Raw genomic sequence first — 21,868 nt, 5'->3', positions numbered from 1 at the left:
TGCTGGGGTATGCCGGAGAAAGTATGTATAATTCGTCCATACTCAAGAGGGCGTGACGATGGAAGCCACCGTTGCCGAGCGCGGACAGATCACGCTCCCGAAGGCCGTGCGGGACGCACTGGGCCTGACCAAGGGAAGCGTGCTCAAGGTCGAGCTGGAAGGTAGCCGCATCGTGTTGCGGAAGAGTGTCGACGACGCGATCTCGCGCGTGCGCGGCAAGTTCGCCCTCGATGCGGTGCCGACACCGGATACGCCCGCCGAATGATCGCCGTCGACGCGCCCGTCCTGATCGAACTGCTGACCGACGGCCCGCGTGCGGACGCCGTGGAGGCCGGCCTGCGCCAGAGTCTGGGCGGCGGTCGCGTGGTCGTCTGCGATGCCGCGCTGGCGCAGCTGTGTGCTTCGCTGCGCAACGGCGCCGATGCGCTGGCGGCGCTGGAGGAGATGGGCGTGCATTTCCACCCGGTCGAGGCCAAGTCCGCGCTGCGGGCGGGCGAGATGCAGCGACGTCATCGCCAGCGCGAAGGCGGGTCACGGCCGATCGCCGACTTCCTGGTCGGCGCGCATGCGCTGCTGCAGTGCGATGGGCTGATTACCTTCGATACCGCGTTCCACCGCGACTATTTCAAGGGCCTGAAACTCATCGTGCCCGCCAACGAGTAAGCCTCAACCGTTTTCCTCTCCACCGCCCCATCGAACGACCGGAGTCACCATGTTGGAAGCCTATCGCCACCACGTAGCCGAGCGCGCCGCGCTGGGCATCCCGCCGCTGCCGCTGACGGCCCAGCAGACGGCCGAGGTCATCGAACTCCTGAAGAACCCGCCGGCCGGTGAAGAAGACTTCCTGGTCGAGCTGATCACCCACCGCGTGCCTGCCGGCGTCGATGATGCTGCCAAGGTCAAGGCGTCCTACCTGGCCGCCGTGGCCTTCGGCGCCGAGAAGACGCCGCTGATCTCCGCGAAGCGCGCCACCGAACTGCTCGGCACCATGCTGGGGGGCTACAACATCCATCCGCTGATCGACCTGCTCGACAACGCCGAGCTGGGCGCGGTCGCGGCCGAAGGCCTGAAGCACACGCTGCTGATCTTCGACGCCTTCCACGATGTGCAGGAAAAAGCCGAGGCCGGCAATGCGCACGCGCAGGCCGTGCTGCAGAGCTGGGCCGATGCCGAGTGGTTCACCAGCAAGCCGGAAGTGCCGCAGTCCCTGACGATCACCGTGTTCAAGGTGCCGGGCGAAACCAACACAGACGACCTGTCGCCGGCACCGGACGCCACCACGCGCCCGGATATCCCGCTGCACGCGCTGGCGATGCTGAAGAACAAGCGTCCCGATGCGCCGTTCGTGCCGGAGGAAGACGGCAAGCGCGGTCCCATCCAGGAAATCCTGTCGCTGAAGGACAAGGGCCACCTGGTCGCGTACGTCGGCGACGTGGTCGGTACCGGTTCCTCGCGCAAGTCGGCGACCAACAGCGTGCTGTGGTTCACCGGCGAGGACATCCCGTTCATCCCGAACAAGCGCTTCGGCGGTGTCTGCCTGGGCTCCAAGATCGCCCCCATCTTCTACAACACGATGGAAGACGCCGGCGCGCTGCCGATCGAGCTCGATGTGTCGCAGATGAACCACGGCGACGTGGTCGAGCTGCGCCCTTACGACGGCAAGGCGTTGAAGAACGGTGAAGTGATCGCCGAGTTCCAGGTGAAGTCCGAGGTGCTGTTCGATGAAGTGCGTGCCGGCGGCCGCATCCCGTTGATCATCGGCCGCGGCCTGACCGCCAAGGCGCGCGAAGCGCTGAAGCTGCCCGCGACGGACCTGTTCCGCCTGCCGCAGCAGCCGGCCGATACCGGCAAGGGTTTCTCGCTCGCCCAGAAGATGGTCGGCCGCGCCTGCGGTTTGCCGGAAAACCAGGGCGTGCGCCCCGGCACGTACTGCGAGCCGAAGATGACCTCGGTGGGGTCGCAGGACACCACCGGTCCGATGACCCGCGACGAGCTGAAGGACCTGGCCTGCCTGGGCTTCTCCGCCGATCTGGTGATGCAGTCCTTCTGCCACACCGCGGCCTATCCGAAGCCGGTCGACGTGAAGACGCACCACACGCTGCCGGAATTCATCTCCACCCGCGGCGGTATCTCGCTGCGCCCCGGCGACGGCGTGATCCACAGCTGGCTCAACCGCATGCTGCTGCCCGACACCGTCGGCACCGGTGGCGACTCGCACACGCGTTTCCCGGTGGGCATCTCGTTCCCGGCCGGTTCGGGCCTGGTCGCGTTCGCCGCAGCCACCGGCGTGATGCCGCTGGACATGCCGGAGTCGGTGCTGGTGCGCTTCAAGGGCGAGATGCAGCCCGGCGTCACCCTGCGCGACCTGGTCAACGCCATCCCGTACTACGCCATCAAGTCGGGCCTGCTGACGGTCGCCAAGCAGGGCAAGAAGAACATCTTCTCCGGCCGCATCCTGGAGATCGAGGGCCTGCCGGACCTGAAGGTGGAGCAGGCGTTCGAACTGTCCGACGCGTCGGCCGAACGTTCGGCCGCCGGTTGCACGGTGCGTCTCAACAAGGAACCCATCATCGAGTACCTCACCAGCAACATCACGCTGCTGAAGTGGATGATCGCCGAAGGCTACGCCGACGCCCGTTCGCTGGCCCGCCGCATCAAGAAGATGGAAGCGTGGCTGGCCGACCCGCAGCTGCTGGAGCCGGATGCCGACGCCGAGTACGCCGCCGTCATCGAGATCGATCTGGCCGATGTGCACGAGCCGCTGCTGGCCTGCCCGAACGATCCGGACGATGTGAAGACGCTGTCCGATGTCGCCGGCACCAAGATCGACGAAGTGTTCATCGGTTCGTGCATGACCAACATCGGCCACTTCCGCGCGGCCGCCAAGCTGCTGGAAGGCAAGCGCGACATCCCGACCCGCCTGTGGGTCGCGCCGCCAACCAAGATGGACGCCTCCGAGCTGACCAAGGAAGGGCACTACGGCACCTTCGGCACCGCCGGCGCGCGCATGGAGATGCCGGGCTGCTCGCTGTGCATGGGCAACCAGGCGCAGGTGCGCGAGGGCGCGACGGTGTTCTCCACCTCGACCCGCAACTTCCCGAACCGCCTGGGCCGCAACTCCAACGTGTTCCTGGGCTCGGCGGAACTGGCGGCGATCTGCTCGCGTCTGGGCAAGATCCCGACCAAGGCCGAGTACATGGCCGACATCGGGGTGATCAATGAGAAGGGCGCCGAGATCTACCGCTACATGAACTTCGATCAGATCGAGGAATACCAGGACGTGGCCAAGACCGTCGCGGCCTGATCGGCCCGACGGGGAAAAGAAAAGGCCCGGCTATGCCGGGCCTTTTTCTTGCGCGTTCCACCGGGTCAGGCCAGCCAGTCCTCCACCGCCTCCAGCATCTGCCGGCGGCCAAGAACGAAATCCCACATCGTGCCGCCCAGCTGTCGCCAGAGCACGGCCGAGCGCACGGCGGCCAGCAGGATCGCGCGGATCTCGGCCACCACCCCGGGCTGACCGAGGTAATGCGGATTGCCCTGAACCATCACACGCGGGCGCAGGTGGCTGATGGTGTCGGCGTACAGCCCGCCCAACGCGGACAGCACATCCGGATGGGTGCTGCCCTGTTGTTCCGCACGTGGCGCGATCTCGCCAATGCCGCGCGTGACCGCATGCACCGTGTCGTTCTCGCGCACAAAGCGACGCTCCAGTTGCAGCACCGCCATCGCCAGGCGGGGCAGGGCTTCGTCGTGGGCGTCCTTCGCCAGATAGCTGCGCAGGACGCGCAGGCCGGGCGTGACCCCGGCCACGCTGCCGTAGACGTCCGCAGGCGACGCGGCATCGATGCGGAACACGCTGTCCAGTGCGGCCTGCACGGCCGATCCTTCGGACTGACCGGTTTCGGCGATGCGGCGGACCTGGTGGAGCGCCTGCGCCAACCCGGCCAAGGCCAACACGCGGTCGGAATATCGATTGCTCAAGCTGCTTGCTCCGCGAGTTTCATTTCAAGAGGTGCGTCGGTGCGCGCGATGACTGCGCCCCCCAGGCATTCGTCGCCGTCATACAGCACGAGCGATTGACCGGGCGTGACGGCACGCTGTGGCGCCGTGAATTCAACCGCGACCGTGCCGTCATCGAGCACGTCCACCTGGCACGGCTCGTCCGGTTGCCGGTAACGGGTCTGTGCGGTGCAGGCGAAGCGGTCAGCAGGCGGACTGCCGGCAACCCAGTGCGCCGACTCGGTCCACAGTCGCCTGGACATCAGATAGGGGCTCTGGGTGTCCTGATCGACGTACAGCACGTTGTGGGCCACATCCTTGCCCACGACATACCACGGTGCCTGCGGGCGCCCGCGAACACCGCCGATCTGCAGGCCTTCACGCTGACCGAGGGTGAAATAGAAGACGCCGGAGTGCTCGCCGATCACCTGACCTTGCGGATCGCGCATCTCGCCGCGCCTGGCGGGCAGGTAGCGTGCGAGGAACTCGCGGAAGTCGCGCTCGCCGATGAAGCAGATGCCGGTGGAATCCTTCTTGTCGTGCGTCTGCAACCCCGCCTCGCACGCGATACGGCGCAAGTCGGTCTTCTGCAGTTCGCCGATCGGGAACAGTGTGGCCGACAGCTGCGCCTGGCCGAGCTGGTGCAGGAAATAGCTCTGGTCCTTGCCGCGGTCGACACCGCGCAGCAGGCGCCAGCGTCCATCCCGCTGGTCCACGCGCGCATAGTGGCCGGTGGCGATCTTCTCGGCGCCCAGGTCGCGTGCAGCAGCGAGGAAGTGCTTGAACTTCACCTCGCGATTGCACAGCACATCGGGGTTGGGCGTACGGCCTGCGGCGTACTCGGCCAAGAAGTGCTCGAACACACCCTGCCAGTATTCGCTCGAAAAATCGCGGAAGTGGAACGGCATGCCGAGGCGGCCGCAGACGGCGACCGCATCGCGCCGGTCGTCCTCGGCGCGACAATCGCCGGAGCCATCATCGGCCCAGTTCTGCATGAACAGGCCCGCGACGGATTCACCCTGCCGCACCAGTTGCAGGGCGGCGACGGACGAATCCACGCCGCCCGAGACGCCCACGATGACGCGTGGCTGGCTCATGCGATCTGTTGCAGCGTGGACAGGGGAGAGCGACGTCCCGACAGGAAGTCCTGCACGACCTGCCACACCAGCGGGCTGCGGTGGCGGTCGGACTGCGCCTGCAGTTCGGCGGGCGTCAGCCACACTGCCTGCACGATGCCATCGTCGAGCGGGCGGTCCGGCAGATGGCGCACCGGCTCGGCGGCGAAGGCGAAGCGCAGGTAGTGCCGCCCCGTCTCCGCTTTCCATTGGTAGGCGCCGACGAAGGCGGTCAGTTCGACCTCCCAGCCGGTTTCCTCGAGGGTCTCGCGGCGGGCAGCCTCCAGCAGGCTCTCGTCCGGTTCCAGGTGGCCCGCCGGCTGATTGAAGACCAGACGACCCTGTGCACGCTCTTCCACCATCAGCAGCCTGCCATCGTGGACCACCACCGTGGCCACGGTGACGTCAGGCTGCCAGAAGCGTCCCTCCCGGTAGCTCACTTACAGCTCGTCCTTCTCGCCGGAGAGCTCGATTTCCTCGTTGTCCGCCGTCTCCGCCGCAATGTCCATCGCCGCTTCCAGCGCCGCGCCGTCCACGCTGTCGGGCAGCTTGATGACGAAATACAGCACGTCGCCCGACAGCTCCCAGCTGCCCAGCTTCTTGGTGCGGCTGTCCGCCATCAGCGCGAGTGCCTTGGCGCCATCGATGCCGTCGGCGGCGACGCGGCCGGCCGGGGAGAATACCTCGCGGATGCTGATGCCGTTGACGTGTTCGGTGCGTCCGGACACGAAGACCAGCTGGGTGCGGTTCTCCTGCTTGTAGGAGTAGGTGACCTTGTAATCGCCATCGGCGTCCACTTCGAACTGGATCCCGCGCGCCGTCAGCCGGGCGTCGACCGAGGCGTCGGCCGCCAGCACGGGCGTCGCGATCGCAGTGGCGCACAGCAGGGCGGCGGAGGACAGTCGGGACAGCGCAGGTTTCATGGTCGGCTCGGTGGTATTGGGATGGCGCATTGTGGCCGGGGTCACGCATGGCGTCCATGCGGGCGGCGACGGCCGGCTCCACCGCCTATAATTGGCCCATGTCCCGAAAGAACGAAAACGAACGCGACCATGGCCTGATGGTGGAGACCAGCCGGCCCGAGGTCGCGCCGCCACCCCTGTACCAGGTACTGCTGCTCAACGACGACTACACGCCGATGGACTTCGTGGTGACCGTCCTCCAGCAGTTCTTCGTCATGGACCTGGAAAAGGCGACGCAGGTGATGCTGCACGTGCATACCCGCGGTCGTGGCGTATGCGGCGTGTACACCCGCGAGGTGGCCGAATCCAAGGTGGCCCAGGTCAACGAGTTTTCACGTATGAACCAGCATCCCCTGCTGTGCACGATGGAGAAATCCTGAGGGGACCGGCGGGGTAGGCCGGGTCGGATACGGTGTGGGGGCACCGCCGCGAGGCACAAGGCAACGATCCCTGAACACTGAAATCCGGTAGGGTGATGGAAAACCGCCCGCCAAGCCGCATATTGTCGGCATAGGCCCCGGAGGCAACCATGTTCAGCAAAGACCTCGAGCAGACCATCGGACAGTGCTACAAGCGCGCCCGCGAAGCTCGGCACGAATTCATGACCGTCGAGCACCTGCTGCTCGCGCTGCTCGAAAACCCCTCGGCACAGGCCGTCCTGAAGGCGACCGGCGCGGATGCCAACCGTTTGCGGGCGGACCTGGAACAGGCCATCGAAGCATCGGTCTCGCGGCTGGCGGAAGACGACGGCCGCGACACCCAGCCGACGCTGGGCTTCCAGCGTGTGCTGCAGCGCGCCGTCTACCACGTGCAGTCCTCGGGCAAGAAGGAGGTCACCGGCGCCAACGTGCTGGTCGCGATCTTCGGCGAGAAGGACTCGCACGCGGTGTACTTCCTCAACCAGCAGGACGTCACCCGCCTCGACATCGTCAACTACCTGTCCCACGGCATCGCCAAGCAGGGCGAGGAGAACGAGGCCGGCGGACAGCCGGAGGGCGAGGGCAAGGCGGAGGGCGGTGAGGGCGAAGGCAAGGGCGACGCCCTGACCGAATTCGCCAGCAACCTGAACGACATGGCGCGCCAGGGCCGCATCGACCCCCTGGTGGGCCGTGGCGACGAGATCGAGCGGACCATCCAGGTGCTGTGCCGTCGCCGCAAGAACAATCCGCTCTACGTCGGCGAAGCCGGCGTGGGCAAGACGGCGCTGGCCGAGGGCCTGGCCAAGCGCATCGTCGAGGGCGAAGTGCCCGATGTGCTGCTGGATGCCGTCATCTACTCGCTGGACCTGGGCGCGCTGGTCGCGGGCACCAAGTACCGGGGCGACTTCGAGAAGCGCCTGAAGGGCGTGCTGGCGGCGATCAAGAAGATCCCCGGCGCCATCCTGTTCGTCGACGAGATCCACACCATCATCGGCGCCGGTTCGGCCAGTGGCGGCACGATGGATGCGTCCAACCTGATCAAGCCGGCGCTGGCGTCGGGCGAGCTGCGCTGCATCGGCTCGACCACGTTCCAGGAGTACCGTGGCATTTTCGAGAAGGACCGCGCGCTGGCGCGGCGCTTCCAGAAGATCGATATCGTCGAGCCCACGGTGGGCGAGACCTACGAGATCCTGCAGGGACTGAAGCCCAAGTACGAGGCGCACCATGGCGTGACCTACGCGGATGATGCGTTGCAGGCGGCGGTGGACCTGTCGGTGAAACACATCGGAGACCGCCTGTTGCCGGACAAGGCCATCGACGTCATCGACGAGGCGGGTGCCCGCCAGCGCCTGCTGCCGCTGGAGACGCGCAAGGAACTGATCGACGTCGAGGAAATCGAGACCATCGTCGCCAAGATGGCGCGGATTCCGGCCAAGCAGGTGTCCTCGTCCGACAAGGACGTGCTGCAGCACCTGGAGCGCAACCTGAAGATGGTGATCTTCGGGCAGGACCCGGCCATCGAGACGCTGGCTTCGTCCATCAAGCTGGCGCGCAGCGGCCTGGCCAATCCGGAGAAGCCGATCGGCAACTTCCTGTTCGCCGGTCCGACCGGCGTCGGCAAGACCGAGGTGACCAAGCAACTGGCGCTGCAGCTGGGTATCGAGCTGGTGCGCTTCGACATGTCCGAGTACATGGAACCGCATTCGGTCAGCCGCCTGATCGGTGCGCCTCCCGGCTATGTCGGCTTCGACCAGGGCGGCCTGCTGACCGAGAAGATCGTCAAGACGCCGCACTGCGTGCTGCTGCTGGACGAAGTGGAGAAGGCGCACCCCGACATCTTCAACATCCTGCTGCAGGTCATGGACCGCGGGGTGCTGACGGATACCAATGGGCGCGAGGCGAACTTCAAGAATGTCATCCTGGTGATGACCACCAACGCCGGTGCGGCGCAGGCATCGCGCCGGACCATCGGCTTCACCCGCCAGGACCATTCCACCGACGCGATGGAAGTGATCCGGCGCAGCTTCACGCCGGAGTTCCGCAACCGCCTGGATGCCATCGTGCAGTTCCAGGGGCTGGGCTTCGAGCACATCCTGCGCGTGGTGGACAAGTTCGTCATCGAACTGGAAATGCTGCTGCAGGAGAAGCACGTCAGCCTGTCCGCCACGCCGGCGGCGCGCGACTGGCTGGCCCAGCATGGCTTCGATCCGCTGATGGGCGCGCGCCCGATGGCCCGCCTGATCCAGGACAAGGTGAAGCGTCCGCTGGCCGACGAGCTGCTGTTCGGCAAGCTGGTGGACGGTGGCAGGGTCAGCATCGACGTGCGGGAGGGCGAACTGGTCGTCGATGCGCAGGCTGAACCTGAAAGGCTGTTGCCGGCGACGGTGTAATCGGCCGGACGCTCACGCGGCCATGTCAGAAAAGGCGGCCTCCGGGCCGCCTTTTCCGTACGGACGCCTTACTGTCGCGCACGTCGTTTGCGGACAGCGAACTCATCGGCCGTGATCTGTTCCACGGTGCTGACGCGGCAGCTCCCGCGCTTCGTCACCACCTTGGTGTCCTGGGGGCACAGCTGGCCCACCTGGCCATTGGTGGATATTTCCACGGTGGGCGTCATGGTGATGGGGGCGCAGCTGTTTCGGAATGCGACCCGGTAGTGGCTCTGGCCGTCCCGCAGATAGAACTGCTCACCGCCGCCGGCCCTGATGATTTCCTGGTCGTTGCCCAGGCTCACGCACGCGGTCACCGGCTCACCCGCCTGTGCCGCCAAGGGGACCAGGCTCGCTACGAGCAGCAGGAAGGGAAGAAGACGTGGATTCATGGCTCCGCTCGACGGGTTGGCAGCCGGAATTGGCCACGGCCACGCTACGCATCGGTCCCGAGCTGCAAATCTGCCGTTCGTGGTCCTTACCAGCGACCCGGTGCCGGAAGTCACGGCACCCGCACCAGCGCGCACGCTCGGGCGCATAAACGCAGAAAGCGGCCATTGGCCGCTTTCAAATCAAAGAGTTGCGCGCATTACTTCATGCGGTAAGTGATTCGACCCTTGGTGAGGTCGTACGGGGTCATTTCGACCTTCACCTTGTCGCCGGTCAGGATGCGGATGTAGTTCTTGCGCATGCGGCCGGAGATGTGGGCGATGATCTCGTGCCCGTTTTCCAGCTTGACCCTGAACATGGTGTTGGGCAGCGTCTCGGCAACGGTGCCTTCGAATTCAATGGAATCGTCTTTCGACATGTATGCCTGTGCTGTGCCGCGAGGGATGGCGGATGCCATGAAGCCGGGCATTGTACGCCTGCGGGGCTCCCGGTGCAAAAATTCCGTTACGGCACCAATGGTTGCGCCAGTTCCGGGGCCGCCATTGCACCGAATCGCTCCGTCCAGCCCTCGGCGGGGAAGGGGTGTGCCACCCATTGGGCAACCTCGGCAAGAAACGCCTCCCGGGGCATCAGGATTGCGCCCAACGAGCGCAGGTGTGCGTTCTCCACCTGCGCATCGATAAGCGGCCAGCCCCACGCCCGCAAGCGCATGGCCAGCGCCGCGAGCGCGACCTTGGATCCGCCCGGACGGGCACTGAACATGCTCTCGCCGAAGAACATGCACCCGATTGCCACGCCATAGATGCCGCCCACCAGCGCGCCATCGGCGAAGACCTCGACCGAATGCGCGTGCCCCGCCCGGTGCAGATCGATGTAGGCCTGGCGCATGCCGGACGTGATCCACGTACCCTCCTGTCCTGGTCGGGGTGCTTGCGCGCAGGCGGTGATGACCTGCTCGAAACGGGTGTCCGCGCGGACCTGCCACGTGCTGTGCTTCAGGTCGCGGCGGAAGCGCGAGGACAGGCGCACGCCGTCAGTGCGGAACACCATGCGGGGATCCGGCGACCACCACAACGGGGGCTGGCCCGGCGAAAACCACGGGAAGATGCCGTTTCGATAGGCGTTGAGCAGGCGCGGCAGTGACAGGTCGCCACCGATCGCCAGCAATCCGTCGGGTTCGCGCATGGCGTTGCCGACGGGAGGGAAAGGCGCGTGGGGATCGGAAGACAGGACGAACGGCCGTTGGCGCATGCCGCGATTGTAGGGCGCATTCCCGGCACGACGCGCGGGGTTCAGTCGCACTGCTTGAACGGCGTATGCGCCTGCAGGCTGAGGGCATAGCGGCGCACGGCCAAGGCTTCTTCCCCGCACCAATCGGCCAGGGCGGCGGAGAAGTCCGGACGGGCGATCCAGTGGCGTGAGTACACGAAGGTGGGCAGGAACCCGCGTGCGATCTTGTGTTCGCCCTGGGCGCCGGGCTCGAAGATCTTCATTCCCTCGCGCAGGCAATAGTCGATGCCCTGGTAGTAGCAGGTCTCGAAATGCAGTCCCGGCAGCACGCTCTCCGCGCCCCAGTAACGGCCATACAGGGTGTCCCCTCCGCGCAGGCACAGCGCCCCTGCGATCGTGCGGCCCTGATGATCGGCCAGGAACATCACCAGGTTGCGCGGCAGCGAGGTCGCGAGATGTTGCAGGAACTGCAGCGTCAGTGCCGGCGAGTTGCCGTAGTCGCGGAAGGTACGCAGGTAGAACCCGAACATCGCCTGCAGGTCGGCCCCGCTGGCTTCGTCGCCGTGCACGGTACGGAAGGTCACCCCGGCGCGCTGCACCTTTGCGCGCTCCTGGCGGATGTTCTTGCGGTGCTTGTGGTCGAAGTCTGCCAGGAAGCCATCAAAGTCGCACCAGTGCCCGGGGTTGCGCCAGTGGTACTGCACATCGATGCGGGGCAGCCAGCCGTCCGGAAAGCCTGCGTGCTCGACGGGCGTCGGGAAGTTGATGTGGGCGGAAGACAGGTTCAGCCGCAGCGCCTGGTCCTGGATCGACGTCAGCAGCAACGCGCGATGGCCATGATCCGATGCCAGCAGCCGTGGTCCCGTGACAGGCGAGTAGGGCACACCGCCCAGCCACTTGGGGTAATAGTCCAGTCCGTGCTGCGCGTACGCGTGTGCCCAGGCGTGGTCGAACACGAACTCGCCGTGCGAGTTTTCCTTGAGGTAGCCCGGCGCTGAGGCGACCAGCAGCTCTCCGTCCCACAAGGTGGCGTGATGCGGCGTCCAGCCCCATTCCTCGCGCAGGCAGCCGTGGGCTTCCAACCCGTGCAGGAACGCATGGGAAACAAAAGGGTTGCGGCCATCGTGCAAGGCGTCCCACGCGGGCGCCGGCAGGTCGGCAAGGGAAGGAAGGAAACGGACCGCAATCATCGGCAGAGGCTACGGACGCAGATCCAGCACGTCGATGGTCGGAGGATTGAACAAGCGCATCGGCAGGCCGATCTCGCCGGTACCCACGGTGGTGTACACGCGCACGCGGCCATGGGGCGTGCGCAGGAACTGCTCGCCGCGATCGAAGCCGTAGTGGCTGGGAATCACGCGTTTGTACAGCCACGGAATGCGGATCTGCCCACCATGCGTATGGCCTGCAAGCACCAGAGCCGCCCGGGCCGGATCGAGGTCGATCGCGCTGTCGGGATTGTGGGTCAGCACCAGGGTGGGGGAGGTCGAGGGCAGGGCGGAAAGGAAGCCGGGATCGTCCTTGTTCGCCCAGCGGTCGCCCAGTCCGGCGAGACGGAATCCGCGCACGGTGACGGTTTCGCCTTCGATCACGCTGATGTTGTGCGTTGCCAGTGCAGAACGGAGCTCTGCATCGATGTCGGGCCCCGGCGCCTGCTGGTCATGATTGCCGAGCACGGCGTACGTGGGCAGGTGGAGCTCCGCGAGGGGCGCGAACATCTGTTGCAGCGACTTGCCGGCAGGCTCGTAGGTGAAATCACCGGCAATCACCACCGCGTCCGCCTGCAGGGTGTTGATCCGGTCCACCAACCGCTGCAGGTATCTACTGTCCTTGTAGACGCCCAGATGGATGTCGCTGATCAGCACCAGGCGTGCCTGCCCGCCGGTGCCGGCGAGTACCGTCTCCTGTACGTGGATCCGCTGTGGTTCGACGAAGCGTGACCAGGCGAACAGCAGGCAGCCGGACAGAAGCAGGGCAACCAGCCAGCGCCCGCGCCTCTCGCGCAAGCGCCACACCAGCCAGGCCAGGAAAGGCCAGACCAGCCAGCTGCCGTAGAACAGGCACTGCTTGATCAGCAGCTTGTCCATCCCTGGCGCTCTCCCCTGGGGCCCGGATCAGCCGTCCTTGTCCAGGAAGCGCTCCGCATCCAGCGCCGCCATGCAACCGAAGCCTGCCGAGGTGATGGCCTGGCGGTAGTGCTGGTCGGTCACGTCGCCGGCGGCAAACACGCCCGGGATCGTCGTCGCGGTGGCGTTGCCCTCGATGCCGGAGCGGATCTTCAGGTAGCCGTTGCTCATGTCCAGTTGTCCTTCGAACAGGCCGGTGTTCGGCGTGTGGCCGATGGCCACGAAGAAGCCGTGCACGTCGATGTCGCGCGTGCTGCCGTCCTGCATCGACTTCACCCGGATACCGGTGACACCGGCCTCGTTGCCCAGCACCTCGTCCACCGTGTGGTGCCACACCGGCTCGATCTTGCCGGCCTGGATCTTGGCGAACAGCTTGTCCTGCATGATCTTCTCGGCGCGCAGGGTGTCGCGACGGTGCACCAGGTAAACCTTGCGGGCGATGTTGGACAGGTACAGCGCTTCCTCCACCGCGGTGTTGCCGCCGCCGATCACGGCCACGTCCTGGTCCCGGTAGAAGAAGCCGTCGCAGGTCGCGCACGCCGACACGCCGCGGCCCTTGAAGGCTTCTTCGGACGGCAGGCCCAGGTACTTGGCGGTGGCGCCGGTGGCGATGATCAGTGCGTCGGCGGTGTACTCGCCGCTGTCGCCGATCAGCTTGAACGGACGCTTGGACAGATCGGCGGTATGGATGTGGTCGAAGATCACCTCCGTTTCGAAGCGCTCCGCATGCGCCTGCATGCGTGCCATGAGGTCGGGGCCCATCAGGCCATGGGCATCGCCGGGCCAGTTGTCCACTTCCGTGGTGGTCATCAGCTGGCCCCCCTGCTGCAGGCCGGTGACCACGACGGGCTTGAGATTGGCGCGGGCTGCGTAGACGGCAGCGGTCCAACCGGCGGGGCCGGAGCCCAGGATCAACAGGCGGCAGTGCTTCGAAGTGCTCATGTATACTCGCGAAAAGAGGGTGATCGGGCAGGCAACGACGCAATTGGATCATCGTCTGCAAGCCCATAGAGTGGCGATGCGTATCCGGCGAATCAAGGCGCGCGGGTGGAAAGCGGTGGTGCACGCGCAAGCCCGACGGATCGATTGAAGACGCTGCGCAGCCACGCGGCGTTTTTTGCTGTCTGGGGCAGCGCAATCGTCCGCCCTGGCGGGATGCCCCTGCTGTTGCGTCGGGCATGATTCGTTTACTATCAATCACTAACAGAAATTTCCTAAGGTCTGGTCCAAAGGTGGCGAAGCAGCTCCCGGACAACGGCAAATCCAAAGGCGGCAACCCGGCCGCGCGCAAGCAGGCGTCGCCTCCAAATCCCCGCAGGCAGCGTCTCTGGCGTGATCTGGCGCTGATCGCCATCGCCCCCCTGTTGCTGTACCTGCTGGCCAGTCTCTTCACCTTCTCGCCGCAGGACCCCAGCTGGTCGCAGTCCGGCAGCCTGACCGCGCCGGTCCACAACATGGGGGGACTGGCGGGTGCGTACCTCGCCGACATGCTGTTGTGGCTGTTCGGCTACGTGGCTTTCCTGTTGCCGTTGATCCTTGGCGCGGTCGCGTGGATCGCGTTGTTCGGCATGGATACCGATGGCGACGGTGAGGCCGACCTGGGGCCGGCGCTGCGCCTGATCGGCATGGTCGGCTTCCTGATTTCGGCGACGGGGCTGCTGCATCTGCGTGGCGTGCCGGCCGAACATTTCTCCGCCGGAGCCGGCGGCATCCTCGGCACGCTGGTGGGCAAGTCGCTGCTCAAGCTGTTTGGCGGACTGGGTGGCAACCTGTTCCTGCTGGTGCTGTTCCTGACCTCGGTGACGCTGGCGACCGGACTGTCGTGGTTCGCCGTGATGGAGCGCATCGGCAAATACGTGCTGATGCTGCCCGACCTGTTCCGCCGCGGCAGCCAGCAGGCCAACGAATGGCAGCAGACGCGGGCGATGCGCGAAGAGCGCGAGACCGTCCGCAAGACCGACGCCATTGCCCGCGCCAAGCGCGAGCCGGTGAAGATCGAACCGCCTGCGCCCGCCATCGTGGAAAAGAGCGAACGCGCCAAGCGCGAGCAGCAGATCCCGCTGTTCCACGGCACCGGCGGCGACGAATCCGGCCTGCCGCCGCTGTCGCTGCTGGACGATCCGAAACCGCAAACCAAGGGCTATTCCGAAGAAACACTGGAAACCCTGTCGCGGCAGATCGAGTTCAAGCTGAAGGACTTCCGCATCGATGCCCAGGTGGTCGGCGCCTATCCAGGCCCCGTGATCACGCGCTTCGAGATGGAGCCCGCGCCCGGCGTGAAGGTCAGCCAGATCAGTTCGCTGGACAAGGACATCGCCCGCGGCCTGTCAGTGAAGTCGGTGCGCGTGGTGGACGTGATCCCCGGCAAGTCGGTGATCGGCCTGGAGATCCCGAACACCAGCCGCGAGATGATCTTCCTCAGTGAGCTGCTGCGCTCGAAGGAATACGACAAGTCGGGCAGTCCGCTGACGCTGGCGCTGGGCAAGGACATCGCCGGTCGCCCGACCGTGGCCGACCTGGCGCGCATGCCGCACCTGCTGGTCGCCGGCACCACCGGCTCGGGCAAGTCCGTCGCGGTCAACGCCATGGTGCTGAGCCTGCTGTACAAGGCCTCGCCGAAAGACCTGCGCATGCTGATGATCGACCCCAAGATGCTGGAACTCAGCGTCTACCAGGGCATCCCGCATCTGCTGGCGCCGGTCGTGACCGACATGAAGGAGGCCGCCAACGGCCTGCGCTGGTGCGTGGCGGAAATGGAGCGCCGCTACAAGCTGATGAGCGCGGTGGGCGTGCGCAACCTGGCCGGCTTCAACAAGAAGGTCAAGGACGCGATGGACGCGGGCCAGCCGTTGATGGACCCGCTGTTCAAGCCGAACCCGGACCTGGCCGAAGCGCCGCGCCCGCTGGAGCCGATGCCCTTCATCGTCATCTTCATCGACGAATTCGCCGACATGATGATGATCGTCGGCAAGAAGGTGGAAGAACTGATCGCCCGCCTGGCGCAGAAGGCGCGCGCGGCCGGCATCCACCTGATCCTGGCTACCCAACGCCCGTCGGTGGACGTCATCACCGGCCTGATCAAGGCCAACATTCCCACCCGCATCGCGTTCCAGGTCAGTTCGAAGATCGACTCGCGCACCATCCTCGACCAGTCCGGTGCGGAAACGCTGCTCGGCCACGGCGACATGCTGTATCTGCCGCCGGGCACCGCGATGCCCGAGCGCATCCATGGTGCCTTCGTCAGCGACGAGGAAGTGCACCGCGTGGTGGAACACCTCAAGGCCAGTGGCAGCGCCGACTACATCGAAGGCGTGCTGGAGGAGATCCAGACCATGGGCGACGGCATCGTCGTGGGGCCGACCGGCCTTCCGGAGTCGGGCGGCGGTGGTGGCGACGAATCCGATCCGCTGTACGACGAAGCGGTGAAGATCGTCACCGAGAGCCGGCGTGCGTCGATCTCCGGCGTGCAGCGCCGCTTGAAGATCGGCTACAACCGTGCCGCACGCCTGATCGAAGCCATGGAAGCGGCCGGCGTGGTGACGCCACCCGAGCACAACGGCGACCGCCAGGTCCTCGCGCCGCCGCCACCGCGCTGACGCTTGATTTTGGGGGAGCGACGTAAGTCGCGACGACGCGCTGCCGGAGATCGATCGCGACTTACGTCGCTCCCACCACAGCCGGGCGCCCACCCCCCATTCAGTTTCACCCGGCCACACTCCGCCCCAACGTCCCTCACCCCGGAACGCACCATGCTCCGCACTGCACGCTACGCCATCCTCGCCACCGCCTTGCTCGCCACCAGCGCCTTCGCCGGTGCCCGCGATGAGCTCAAGACCTTCACCACCGGGCTGAAAGGGTTGGACGGGCAGTTCACCCAGAAGGTGTACGACGGGGGGGGCAAGCTCAAGGAAACCTCGAATGGCCGCGTCGCGCTGTCCGCCCCGCGCCTGTTCCGCTGGGAGTACAACAAGCCCTACGAACAGCTGATCGTTGCTGACGGCAAGAAAGTCTGGGTCTACGACCCGGACCTGCAGCAGGCCACCGTGCGCGAGCAGGGCATCGAAGAAGAGAACAGCCCGCTGGCGGCGCTGATCGACCCTGGCAAGCTGGACCAGCAGTTCAAGGTCGCCGAAGCCACGGGGCAGGGCGGCGAACAGTGGCTGACGCTCACGCCCAAGCAGGAAGGCGATGCCAGCTTCCAGACCGCGCGCCTGGCGTTCACCAACGGCACGCTGGTGAGGATGGAAGTGAAGGATGCGGTGGGCCAGCGCACGGAAATCAGCTTCTCGGGCTGGAAGCGCAATCCCGCGTTCGCCGCGGGCACGTTCAAGTACGCACCGGCCAAGGGCGTGGATGTCGTGGGCGGCCCCTGAGCGGGACGCCACGCATGGCCTGCGGTCGCGCGACGTTACAATGAAGCGTGGCCAAGACACGTACCCCCCTTGAACCGCAGGCCGACCTGCTGAGTACCGACACCGATGCGCTGAGGCCGTTGGCAGAGCGCATCCGGCCGCGCAGCCTGGATGAAATGGTCGGCCAACGCCGGCTGCTCGCACCGGGGAGCGCGCTGCGTCGTGCCGTGGAATCCGGCCATGTGCACTCGATGATCCTGTGGGGCCCCCCGGGCTGCGGCAAGACCACCTTGTCGCTGCTGCTGGCGCGCTATGCCGATGCCGAGTTCAAGGCGATCTCCGCCGTGCTGTCCGGCCTGCCCGAGGTACGCCAGGTGCTTGCCGAAGCCGCGCAACGCTTTGCCGGCGGTCGTCGCACGGTGCTGTTCGTGGACGAAGTGCACCGCTTCAACAAGGCACAGCAGGATGCGTTCCTGCCGCATATCGAGCGCGGGACGATCATCTTCGTTGGCGCCACAACGGAGAATCCGTCGTTCGAACTGAACTCCGCGCTGCTCTCGCGCTGCCGCGTGCATGTGATGGAAGCGGTGTCGCCCGATGACATCCGGCATGCCCTTCGCCTTGCGCTTGCGGATGCCGAGCGCGGACTGGGCGAGCTTGGCGTGGAGGTGGACGACGAAGCGCTGCTGGAGATCGCGACGGCTGCCGACGGGGATGTGCGGCGAGGATTGACGCTGCTCGAAATCGCTGCGGAACTGGCTGCCGACGAAGGGGGGCGCATCACCCCGCAGACACTCGCACAGGTGCTGGCAGACCGCACGCGCCGCTTCGACAAGGGGGGCGAACAGTTCTACGACCAGATCTCGGCCCTGCACAAGTCGGTGCGCAGCTCCAATCCCGACGGCGCCGTGTACTGGCTGGCGCGCATGCTGGATGGGGGGTGCGACCCCGCCTATCTGGCACGACGCATGACACGGATGGCGGTGGAGGACATCGGCCTGGCTGATCCGCGCGCCCTGCAGATGGCGATCGACGCGTGGGATACCTACGAGCGGCTCGGCAGTCCCGAGGGCGACCTCGCGCTCGCGCAACTGGTGATCTATCTCGCCAGCACGGCCAAATCCAACGCCGGCTACATGGCGTTCAACGCCGCCAAGCGCGACGTGCGCGAATACGGCACGCAGGACGTACCCCTGCACCTGCGCAACGCCCCGACCAAGCTGATGAAGGAGCTGGGCTACGGCACCGGTTACCAGTACGACCACGATGCAGCGGGCGGCATCGCGCTGGACCAGACGGCATTTCCCGATGCGATGGGCGAGCAGGTCTACTATGCGCCGGTCGACCGCGGCCTCGAGATCAAGCTGAAGGAAAAACTCGACCGCCTGCGCGAGGCGCGCCGCCAGGCGCGACTGCAGGCCGGACGCGACGACTGACCTCCCCGCTGACGGAAGACGACCGATGCCGGCACACGCTGCACTCTGGTGGCAACAACTGATGCTGGTGATGGCGGGCGGTGCGCTGGGCGCGGCGGCGCGCTTCTGGCTGGGCGGCGCGCTGCTGCGACAGCTGGGAAGCGGATTTCCCTGGGGCACGTTCGCGGTGAACATGATCGGCTCGTTCGCCGCCGGCTTCCTTGCGATCTGGCTGGAAGGGCGCGGCCCTTCCGCACTCTACTGGCGCGCCTTCCTGCTCGTCGGGGTGCTGGGAGCACTGACCACGTATTCGGCGCTGATGGTGGAGTGCCTGTTGTTCGCGCGAACGGAGCGCCAGGGCGCCGCGCTTGGCTATCTCGCAATCACGCTGCTGACCGGGCTGCTGCTGGTGTGGCTGGGTGCACGCCTCGCCGATGCGGTCCGCGCACCGACCTGGTAACGGCGACAACGCTGGCAACTACCGGGGCCGGCCATCACGCGCTGGATATGACGCTCCCGCTTCGCCAGCGGACGAGCGGTCTGTTCGCGAACGAAAATTTAACGCGTCGCGCGAACAGGACTAACGATTGCCATGCAAGTGTGACCCGCGTCGCTTTTTAGGGGCTTCCCCTGGGTCCCGGAGCGGCCACAAGGAGAATCAACATGTGCATTCGCAAGACACTGATCGCATCGGCGGTATTGCTGGCGCTCGGCACGACGGGACAGGCATTCGCGCAACAGACCAATACCGAAAATGGCCCGGGTGACGACATCCTGGTCAACCTCTCGGCGGATCTGAGCAACAACAGCACCAACACGGATAACAGCGACCACTCCGACAATTCGGACAACTCCGACAATTCCGACCACAGCGACAACAGCACCCACGACGGCGACAACCGCAACAATCGCGGCAGGGCGACTGCGGAGGGCTTCGGCTCGACGGCCGCCAACAATGGCAGTACCGCGACGTCCACGTTCTCCAACTCTTTCAACCACAGCAAGGCCGTGGCCGAAACGAAGCTGATCGGCGCCGTTTCGGGCGTGACCGTGCACGACATCGGCAACGTGGCCAAGAACTGGGGTGACGCGAACGGTGGCGACGGTGGCAAGGGCGGCGCGGGCTACGGTGGCAAGGGCTACGGCGGTAGCGCCGCGGGTGGCACCGGCAACGGAGGTGACGGCGGCGACGGCGGCAATGGCGGCAATGGCGGCAGCGGTGGCGATGCCAACAACGGCAGCGCGACGGCGGGCGATTCGTCCAACGGCAGCGCAACCATCGGCGACGCGACGGCCGGCAACGGTGGTCGTGGCGGCAACGCCGACGATACACGCGGCGCCAATGGCGGCGACGGCAATGGCTGGGGCGGCGACGGCGACGCGACGGCCGGCAATGGTCGCGGTCGTGGCGGTGACGCCGGTGGCTGGGGCGGTGATGGTGGCGGAGCCACGGGTGCTTCAGGTGGCGATGCCGGAAGCGCGAGCGGCGACACCGGTTCGATCGCGGGTGCTTCAGGTGGCGACGCCGGAGCAGGCAGCGGCAACGTGCGCGAACGTGGCGCAGGCGACGGTACGAGCGGCGACGGCACGGCAACCGGTGGCGCAGGCACGTCAGGTGACGCGACTGCAACGGGCGGAGCAAGCAGCGCCACCGCCGGTGCAGGCACGTCGGGTGACGCGACCGGTACGGGCGGTGACGGCTCCGGCACGGGCGGCGCAGGCTCCGGGACGGGCGGCGACGCGACCGCCACGGGCGGTGCAGGCTCCGGTATGGGCGGCGCAGGCGGCACGGTGACGGCGACCGCAGGAGACGGCGGTGATGGTGGCGATGCCAGCAATGGCGACGCCAGCAACGGCAGCGCGTCCTCCACCGCCAGCAATGGCGATGCGACGGCCGGCAACGGCGCCAGCGGCGCGGTCGGTGCGACCGGTGGTGCCGGCGGCGTCGGCAACGGTGGCGATGGCAATGGCGGTGACGGCAATGGTGGCGTCGGCAACGGTGCGACCGGTGGTGCCGGCGGCGCGGGCGGTTCCGTTGCGGTCGATGCGGGTGCGTTCGACATGTCCAACAACATGACGAGCGTCGGGCAGTCGGCGGCCGGCATCATGGTGGCGGCACAGAACAGCGGCATGGCCTCGCTGATCCAGCAAGGCATCACCGTTCAAGCCAACCTGACCGTAGGCCCATAAGCGTTCCGCGGTGTCCTGGCCCAGCCGGGCCAGGCACTCCGTGCGGACGCAGGCGTCCCGCTTCACGGCGGGACGCCCCATGGCTGCGCGGTGGACGCATGGCAAGGGAGACTGACCATGCATACGCACCAACAGGCCGGGTTGCGCATCGCAGCCTGGGGATTGCTCGTCCTCGCGTTTGGCGCCTCGGCGGAAGACAACGCCGTCGCCCGCGCAGGATGGACACCCGCCATCACGTTCGAAACCAAAGTTCCGGACGTTCCGCTCGTGGCCGTCAGCGAATTGGGACGCGCGATCGCGGTGGACCGGTTGTCCGGCTTGCGAGGCGGTGACAGCAGCCAGACCGAGAACCTCATCGATGTGGACGGCTCCGTGGATGGCAACACGGCGCACCACATCACCAGTGGAACCAACAGCATCGCTGACGGCGCGTTCGGCAACGCCAGCGGCATCAACACGGTCATCCAGAACACCGGCAGCAACGTGCTGATCCAGAACGCGATGATCGTGACCATCGATTTCAGCGGCGGACCGCAATGAAACACCGTGTGCGGCAGCGTGGATGGCCGCGATGCGTCGCGCTCGCGTGCGCGCTGGCGGTGCTCGGTGGCGCATCGGCGGCCACCAGCGACATCCGCGTGCCGGGCAGCGCCTACAGCGTCCGCGTGACCAGCCTGAAGGAAGCGCGGTTCAAGACGACGCTGCCGCAGCAGTACGATTTCAGTTGCGGCTCCGCCGCCACGGCCACGCTGCTGACGCATCAGTATGGCCACGCTGTCAGCGAGGTCGACGTCTTCGTGCAGATGTACAACAACGGCGACCAGGCGCGCATCCGCAAGGAAGGCTTCTCGCTGCTCGACATGCGCCGCTACCTTCGCTCGAAGGGGTACGAGGCCGACGGCTTCGAGTTGCCGCTGGACAAACTGCAGCAGGAGAACGTGCCGGCCATCGTGCTGCTCAACGACCGCGGGTACCGTCACTTCGTCGTGGTGAAGGGCCTGCGCGACGGTCGCGTGCTGCTGGGCGACCCGGCGCGTGGCACGCGTGCGATGCCGCGCTCTCGCTTCGAGGCGCTGTGGGACAACCGGGTGATGTTCGTCGTGCACAACCAGCGGGAACGCGCCCGCTTCAACCAGGCCCGCGACTGGCAGACCGCACCTCCGGCGCCGCTCGACATGGGAATCCAGCGTGATGGCCTGCGCAACGTCACCGTGCCCAGGCGCGGTGCGGGAGACATCTGA

General features: G+C 66.4%; 22 protein-coding genes. 12 read left to right on the top strand and 10 right to left on the bottom strand.

Annotated features, from left to right (window positions below; translation table 11 throughout):
* The first annotated feature begins 58 nt into the window (after positions 1-58).
* The 3 genes from ACIPRS_RS00190 to acnB are packed head-to-tail and all read left to right on the top strand — an operon-like array spanning position 59 to position 3,304.
* Complete coding sequence (locus ACIPRS_RS00190; RefSeq protein ID WP_337729804.1) at positions 59-265, top strand: AbrB/MazE/SpoVT family DNA-binding domain-containing protein; 207 nt, start codon at positions 59-61, stop codon at positions 263-265.
* Positions 262-663, top strand: a complete 402-nt coding sequence (locus tag ACIPRS_RS00185; RefSeq protein WP_337729803.1) for a type II toxin-antitoxin system VapC family toxin — start codon at positions 262-264, stop codon at positions 661-663. Before ACIPRS_RS00190 ends, ACIPRS_RS00185 begins: the two co-directional genes overlap by 4 nt.
* A gap of 49 nt (positions 664-712) precedes the next feature.
* The gene (gene acnB, locus ACIPRS_RS00180; RefSeq protein WP_446537113.1) at positions 713-3,304 is read left to right on the top strand and encodes a bifunctional aconitate hydratase 2/2-methylisocitrate dehydratase; all 2,592 of its coding nucleotides are present in this window, start codon (positions 713-715) and stop codon (positions 3,302-3,304) included.
* A gap of 65 nt (positions 3,305-3,369) precedes the next feature.
* On the opposite strand, the gene hflD is transcribed toward acnB, so the two are convergent.
* Genes hflD through ACIPRS_RS00160 form a run of 4 tightly spaced genes read right to left on the bottom strand, consistent with a single transcriptional unit; the run spans position 3,370 to position 6,037 of the window.
* Positions 3,370-3,981: a high frequency lysogenization protein HflD gene (gene hflD, locus ACIPRS_RS00175; protein WP_337729801.1), complete on the bottom strand. Its 612-nt coding sequence runs from the start codon at positions 3,979-3,981 to the stop codon at positions 3,370-3,372.
* On the bottom strand, positions 3,978-5,096 hold the full coding sequence (mnmA, locus tag ACIPRS_RS00170) for a tRNA 2-thiouridine(34) synthase MnmA (RefSeq protein WP_446537112.1): 1,119 nt from the start codon (positions 5,094-5,096) through the stop codon (positions 3,978-3,980). Before mnmA ends, hflD begins: the two co-directional genes overlap by 4 nt.
* On the bottom strand, positions 5,093-5,554 hold the full coding sequence (locus ACIPRS_RS00165; RefSeq protein ID WP_337729799.1) for an NUDIX hydrolase: 462 nt from the start codon (positions 5,552-5,554) through the stop codon (positions 5,093-5,095). The genes mnmA and ACIPRS_RS00165 overlap by 4 nt, the downstream gene beginning before the upstream one ends.
* On the bottom strand, positions 5,555-6,037 hold the full coding sequence (locus ACIPRS_RS00160) for a hypothetical protein (RefSeq protein WP_446537111.1): 483 nt from the start codon (positions 6,035-6,037) through the stop codon (positions 5,555-5,557). It lies immediately after the preceding gene.
* A gap of 98 nt (positions 6,038-6,135) precedes the next feature.
* On the opposite strand from ACIPRS_RS00160, the gene clpS reads away from it, so the two are divergent.
* On the top strand, positions 6,136-6,456 hold the full coding sequence (gene clpS, locus ACIPRS_RS00155) for an ATP-dependent Clp protease adapter ClpS (protein ID WP_192201152.1): 321 nt from the start codon (positions 6,136-6,138) through the stop codon (positions 6,454-6,456).
* A 149-nt stretch (positions 6,457-6,605) separates the two neighbouring features.
* A complete protein-coding gene (clpA, locus tag ACIPRS_RS00150) occupies positions 6,606-8,885 on the top strand; it encodes an ATP-dependent Clp protease ATP-binding subunit ClpA (protein WP_446537110.1) in 2,280 nt (759 codons plus the stop codon).
* Between the two features lie 68 nt (positions 8,886-8,953).
* Here the strand turns inward: clpA and ACIPRS_RS00145 are convergent, their stop codons facing one another.
* From ACIPRS_RS00145 to trxB, 6 genes are all read right to left on the bottom strand, one after another.
* Entirely contained in the window at positions 8,954-9,316 is a 363-nt protein-coding gene (locus ACIPRS_RS00145) for a hypothetical protein (RefSeq protein WP_446537109.1), read from the bottom strand.
* Between the two features lie 197 nt (positions 9,317-9,513).
* On the bottom strand, positions 9,514-9,732 hold the full coding sequence (gene infA / locus ACIPRS_RS00140) for a translation initiation factor IF-1 (protein ID WP_055943174.1): 219 nt from the start codon (positions 9,730-9,732) through the stop codon (positions 9,514-9,516).
* A gap of 86 nt (positions 9,733-9,818) precedes the next feature.
* Positions 9,819-10,565, bottom strand: a complete 747-nt coding sequence (gene aat / locus ACIPRS_RS00135) for a leucyl/phenylalanyl-tRNA--protein transferase (RefSeq protein WP_446537108.1) — start codon at positions 10,563-10,565, stop codon at positions 9,819-9,821.
* A gap of 41 nt (positions 10,566-10,606) precedes the next feature.
* Entirely contained in the window at positions 10,607-11,734 is a 1,128-nt protein-coding gene (locus ACIPRS_RS00130; RefSeq protein ID WP_446537107.1) for a GNAT family N-acetyltransferase, read from the bottom strand.
* Positions 11,735-11,743: 9 nt separating this feature from the next.
* Complete coding sequence (locus tag ACIPRS_RS00125) at positions 11,744-12,631, bottom strand: metallophosphoesterase (protein WP_446537106.1); 888 nt, start codon at positions 12,629-12,631, stop codon at positions 11,744-11,746.
* 27 nt (positions 12,632-12,658) lie between these two features.
* On the bottom strand, positions 12,659-13,612 hold the full coding sequence (trxB, locus tag ACIPRS_RS00120; protein ID WP_337729792.1) for a thioredoxin-disulfide reductase: 954 nt from the start codon (positions 13,610-13,612) through the stop codon (positions 12,659-12,661).
* A 290-nt stretch (positions 13,613-13,902) separates the two neighbouring features.
* Here trxB and ACIPRS_RS00115 point away from each other — a divergent pair, with 290 nt between their 5' ends.
* The 7 genes from ACIPRS_RS00115 (at position 13,903) to ACIPRS_RS00085 (ending at position 21,868) form a co-directional block, all read left to right on the top strand.
* Entirely contained in the window at positions 13,903-16,266 is a 2,364-nt protein-coding gene (locus ACIPRS_RS00115) for a DNA translocase FtsK (protein WP_446537105.1), read from the top strand.
* A gap of 153 nt (positions 16,267-16,419) precedes the next feature.
* Positions 16,420-17,043, top strand: coding sequence for an outer membrane lipoprotein chaperone LolA (gene lolA, locus ACIPRS_RS00110; RefSeq protein WP_192201160.1), 624 nt, complete (start codon positions 16,420-16,422; stop codon positions 17,041-17,043).
* Between the two features lie 47 nt (positions 17,044-17,090).
* A complete protein-coding gene (locus tag ACIPRS_RS00105) occupies positions 17,091-18,458 on the top strand; it encodes a replication-associated recombination protein A (RefSeq protein ID WP_446537104.1) in 1,368 nt (455 codons plus the stop codon).
* A 25-nt stretch (positions 18,459-18,483) separates the two neighbouring features.
* Positions 18,484-18,897, top strand: a complete 414-nt coding sequence (gene crcB, locus ACIPRS_RS00100; RefSeq protein ID WP_192201162.1) for a fluoride efflux transporter CrcB — start codon at positions 18,484-18,486, stop codon at positions 18,895-18,897.
* 203 nt (positions 18,898-19,100) lie between these two features.
* Positions 19,101-20,627: a hypothetical protein gene (locus ACIPRS_RS00095; RefSeq protein ID WP_337729788.1), complete on the top strand. Its 1,527-nt coding sequence runs from the start codon at positions 19,101-19,103 to the stop codon at positions 20,625-20,627.
* 117 nt (positions 20,628-20,744) lie between these two features.
* Positions 20,745-21,167 (top strand): hypothetical protein, encoded by a 423-nt coding sequence (locus tag ACIPRS_RS00090; RefSeq protein ID WP_337729787.1) that lies wholly within the window; start codon positions 20,745-20,747, stop codon positions 21,165-21,167.
* Positions 21,164-21,868: a C39 family peptidase gene (locus tag ACIPRS_RS00085; RefSeq protein WP_337729786.1), complete on the top strand. Its 705-nt coding sequence runs from the start codon at positions 21,164-21,166 to the stop codon at positions 21,866-21,868. The genes ACIPRS_RS00090 and ACIPRS_RS00085 overlap by 4 nt, the downstream gene beginning before the upstream one ends.

This window comes from Pseudoxanthomonas sp. LARHCG66, assembly GCF_052871755.1.
The sequence above is the reverse complement of the archived record's forward strand: the minus strand, read 5'-3'. Positions and strand labels throughout refer to the sequence as shown.

Excerpts from the sequence above, each read along its gene's own strand:
- acnB (WP_446537113.1), top strand. The coding sequence starts at position 713 with ATGTTGGAAGCCTATCGCCACCACGTAGCCGAGCGCGCCGCGCTGGGC.
- ACIPRS_RS00190 (WP_337729804.1), top strand. The coding sequence starts at position 59 with ATGGAAGCCACCGTTGCCGAGCGCGGACAGATCACGCTCCCGAAGGCC.
- ACIPRS_RS00085 (WP_337729786.1), top strand. The coding sequence starts at position 21,164 with ATGAAACACCGTGTGCGGCAGCGTGGATGGCCGCGATGCGTCGCGCTC.
- ACIPRS_RS00130 (WP_446537107.1), bottom strand. The coding sequence starts at position 11,734 with ATGATTGCGGTCCGTTTCCTTCCTTCCCTTGCCGACCTGCCGGCGCCC.
- clpA (WP_446537110.1), top strand. The coding sequence starts at position 6,606 with ATGTTCAGCAAAGACCTCGAGCAGACCATCGGACAGTGCTACAAGCGC.
- crcB (WP_192201162.1), top strand. The coding sequence starts at position 18,484 with ATGCCGGCACACGCTGCACTCTGGTGGCAACAACTGATGCTGGTGATG.
- mnmA (WP_446537112.1), bottom strand. The coding sequence starts at position 5,096 with ATGAGCCAGCCACGCGTCATCGTGGGCGTCTCGGGCGGCGTGGATTCG.
- ACIPRS_RS00160 (WP_446537111.1), bottom strand. The coding sequence starts at position 6,037 with ATGAAACCTGCGCTGTCCCGACTGTCCTCCGCCGCCCTGCTGTGCGCC.
- aat (WP_446537108.1), bottom strand. The coding sequence starts at position 10,565 with ATGCGCCAACGGCCGTTCGTCCTGTCTTCCGATCCCCACGCGCCTTTC.
- ACIPRS_RS00095 (WP_337729788.1), top strand. The coding sequence starts at position 19,101 with ATGTGCATTCGCAAGACACTGATCGCATCGGCGGTATTGCTGGCGCTC.
- ACIPRS_RS00125 (WP_446537106.1), bottom strand. The coding sequence starts at position 12,631 with ATGGACAAGCTGCTGATCAAGCAGTGCCTGTTCTACGGCAGCTGGCTG.
- lolA (WP_192201160.1), top strand. The coding sequence starts at position 16,420 with ATGCTCCGCACTGCACGCTACGCCATCCTCGCCACCGCCTTGCTCGCC.
- ACIPRS_RS00090 (WP_337729787.1), top strand. The coding sequence starts at position 20,745 with ATGCATACGCACCAACAGGCCGGGTTGCGCATCGCAGCCTGGGGATTG.
- infA (WP_055943174.1), bottom strand. The coding sequence starts at position 9,732 with ATGTCGAAAGACGATTCCATTGAATTCGAAGGCACCGTTGCCGAGACG.
- ACIPRS_RS00185 (WP_337729803.1), top strand. The coding sequence starts at position 262 with ATGATCGCCGTCGACGCGCCCGTCCTGATCGAACTGCTGACCGACGGC.
- clpS (WP_192201152.1), top strand. The coding sequence starts at position 6,136 with ATGTCCCGAAAGAACGAAAACGAACGCGACCATGGCCTGATGGTGGAG.
- ACIPRS_RS00145 (WP_446537109.1), bottom strand. The coding sequence starts at position 9,316 with ATGAATCCACGTCTTCTTCCCTTCCTGCTGCTCGTAGCGAGCCTGGTC.
- trxB (WP_337729792.1), bottom strand. The coding sequence starts at position 13,612 with ATGAGCACTTCGAAGCACTGCCGCCTGTTGATCCTGGGCTCCGGCCCC.